At 61.7% G+C, this 2,875-nt stretch carries 4 protein-coding genes; 2 read left to right on the top strand and 2 right to left on the bottom strand.

Annotated elements, in window-relative coordinates:
* Positions 1-15: 15 nt before the first annotated feature.
* On the bottom strand, positions 16-993 hold the full coding sequence (locus OSA81_13560) for a hypothetical protein (protein MDE0900028.1): 978 nt from the start codon (positions 991-993) through the stop codon (positions 16-18).
* 155 nt (positions 994-1,148) lie between these two features.
* Here OSA81_13560 and OSA81_13555 point away from each other — a divergent pair, with 155 nt between their 5' ends.
* A complete protein-coding gene (locus OSA81_13555; GenBank protein ID MDE0900027.1) occupies positions 1,149-1,811 on the top strand; it encodes a J domain-containing protein in 663 nt (220 codons plus the stop codon).
* Between the two features lie 93 nt (positions 1,812-1,904).
* On the opposite strand, the gene OSA81_13550 is transcribed toward OSA81_13555, so the two are convergent.
* On the bottom strand, positions 1,905-2,348 hold the full coding sequence (locus OSA81_13550) for a hypothetical protein (GenBank protein MDE0900026.1): 444 nt from the start codon (positions 2,346-2,348) through the stop codon (positions 1,905-1,907).
* Between the two features lie 299 nt (positions 2,349-2,647).
* On the opposite strand from OSA81_13550, the gene OSA81_13545 reads away from it, so the two are divergent.
* On the top strand, positions 2,648-2,875 hold a 228-nt coding region (locus tag OSA81_13545), incomplete at its 3' end, for a VOC family protein (protein ID MDE0900025.1).

Here is a 2,875-nt window from a genome sequence, read left to right as displayed (position 1 = left end):
CGCCAACGAGTCGGTTCAATAGGTGGTCTTCTCGAGCATTGACAGGATCCATTCCCCGGAAGTCGTTGGCGCATGGCGCGGTGGGTCGTCTGGCGACGTGCAGGTGGGAATACATTCGATGAGGGTGTCGTACGCGGGTTGGTGAAAGAAGACGACCGAGAGGCGGTCGGCGGAGTGGTCCTCGGGCACAACCACGCGGTGGTAGGTGGACTTCCATCGGTCGTTGGTCCAGAACGCCATCAGGTCGCCCAGGTTGATGACCAACGCTTGTGCGACGTTCGGGACGTGTTCCCATTCGCCATCGGGTGCCTTGATCTGCAATCCAGCTTCGCCGTCGTGATGGAGTATGGAGAGGCTGCCCCAGTCGGTGTGTTCACCTCGCCGAAGCTGTCCCCGGGCCTCGGGCTGCTCGAGTTCGGAGTAGTAGTTGACGGTCAGATTGGTGATGTGGTCACGGATCTTGTCGTCGAACCAGTGCTCGTCGAGCCCAAGAGCCAGTGCCATCAGTCCCATGAGGCGATTCGCTAGGTCTTCCATGACCGCGTAATAGATCTCAAACGCGCTTCTGAATCCTTCAGGGCGTTGCGGCCAAATGTTCGGGGCGAAGAAAGCCTCACGCCCCTCTCGCAGACCAGATTGCAGGGCGACCTCGGGGTCGTCGAAGCGATTGATCGAGAATGCCTCGCACAGGTCCGGTGGGGTCACGGCGTCACGTGACAGTGCCAGCGCGGTTGTCTCGGCTGGCGTGTATCCCCGAAAGACCCCAGGGCCTCCCACGCAGAGCATTTTCTCCTCATGGCGAAGTGAGTAGAACTCACGTGAAACGGCCTCTATCCCCCTGATGGCCTCGTCGGGCACACCGTGGCCGGTGACCACCAGAAACCCGATGTCCTGGCAAGCTTGACGGACCGCGTCTACTGCTTCCTCGCGGCGTGGGCCGGGCTCGAAGGCCCCGGCGAGGTCGACCAGCGGTATGAGCGATGTCCGTTCCATCGACCGCAATCTTCTCATCGAATCAGCCCCAAGGTGGCACAATTGGCGGCACCCCTGGGGTTTCGCGGTGTTGTCCTGGCCTGTACGCCCCGCGAAAGCCGAACAGGCGTCTGGGTAAGATTCCAAGGACATCTTGGACAGATCGGACGTAGAGGATGACAATTCACGAGCGGGCCGTTCTCGAGTTCTTCCACTCCCGGTCCGTTGTTCCGACACGACGACTCAGCCTCGGCAAAATGGCCTTGGCCGGACGCCCAGGTCGCCTGCTCATCGCCAAAGTCGTCGCAAGATTTGTTGGTGAACTGAATGCCGAGTCTGAAGCTGACCTCGACGAATTGCTTCACCTGGCTGAGAACTGCCAAAGAATTCCGCAACCACAGGTCCGGTACCGACTCCAGACAAACCAGGTCGGACTGGCCCGCGCCACGGATCGACTGGTCATCACCAACGGACGATTGTGCCTGGAGGTCAGTGACAACCACACCCCGCCGATAGCGCACCTGTTGGCTGCGCTGTATGCGTCTCAGAGCCAACCGGACCTTCTCCAGACATACCGCCAGTGCGTCGAGGAGAGAACCCTGTGGCAACACGGACAGATTCGTGAATCCGCTCACGACCTGCTGCCGACGAGCGCGCTCGAAGCGCTCGAGTTGATGGAATTCGACGAGAACGACGTCTCGGCCCAGAAGGTCAGAGAGCGCTACCGGTTGCTCTTGCGTGCCGCCCATCCCGACAGCGGTGGCGATCCCGGGAGCGCGGCAGACCGGATCAGGTCGCTCAATGAAGCTCGTGCCCTGCTCCTCGCAAACTTGAACTAGCACCCGCCAAAGTCGTTTTCCATGTCGATCCCGGAACCGGAACCGGCGATCCTCAGGTCGCAGTCCTGGAAGCCCCGTAGGACCCTCTGTTCGTCAGTAGTTGCCCAGGATGCGATCGGGAGCAACGACTACCGCTACTCGGCCTTCGGTTGCCATGACCCGGTCGTATTCGTCGAAGTCGTCATGGGTGCCGCCCGCTGCTTGGAACACTTCGCGCAGCAGGAGCCGCAGGGCTTCGGCGTCGATGCCGTCAGGCAGGTCGTCGGGTCCGATGAGGTCGGCCGGGCCGGTTACCGACCGCCACGTCCAGCCGCGCCGGATGGCGATGGTTGCCTGCGAGCCGCGACGGACATGGCCCAGCCTGGCAGCGCCGCCGGCCGAGACAAGGGCCACGCAAGGTGCACCGGTGAGGGGGTGGTCGATCACCCCGCAATTGACCACGCTCGACAGGACCCGCCCATCGGCTTGGGTTGTGCTGACTGTGGCGAGACCGTTCTCTTTCGCCAGGTAGGCCCTGACTTCTTCGATGTCTGACATGTTTGGTGTCTCCGTCTAAGGGGTTCGTACCCGCGTCGCGTGCACCTTGATCGAGGAGGCGGTCAACGCCAAGCAAGTCTCACGGCTCTAACGCTACGTCCCGCCCAGCAGGACAGCCAGAAGGGCGTTTGGTGTGCGACATTGAGAGCGAGGGAGTTAGCCAGCCGCGCCCACCACCCTCGGAACGGTTCGACCAGATCACATGAGTTCAATCGTGGGGAAGTTGAGGATTACCGTGAAGTCATGGTCCGGCTCCAAAGCAAGGGGGACACATCCTGACCACGCGGATCGATCACTTCATGTACGCCGTGGCATCGCTAGACGAAGGCATGGAATGGGCAGCGGACACGTTCGGGGTACCAGCTGCTTACGGCGGAGAGCACGTCGATCTCGGCACACGCAACGCACTTCTGTCCCTCGGCTCCACCTATCTCGAGATCATCGCACCCGACCCGGCACAGTCCCAGGAAGGTAACGCTGGCGCACAGTTCGCCAACTTGACGAGCGGTGGCATGGTCACCTGGGCG

Source organism: Longimicrobiales bacterium (assembly GCA_028823235.1).
GTDB lineage: Bacteria > Gemmatimonadota > Gemmatimonadetes > Longimicrobiales > Gaopeijiaceae > UBA2589.
Note: the sequence above shows the minus strand (reverse complement) of the source record. Positions and strands in the feature narration are given on the sequence as shown.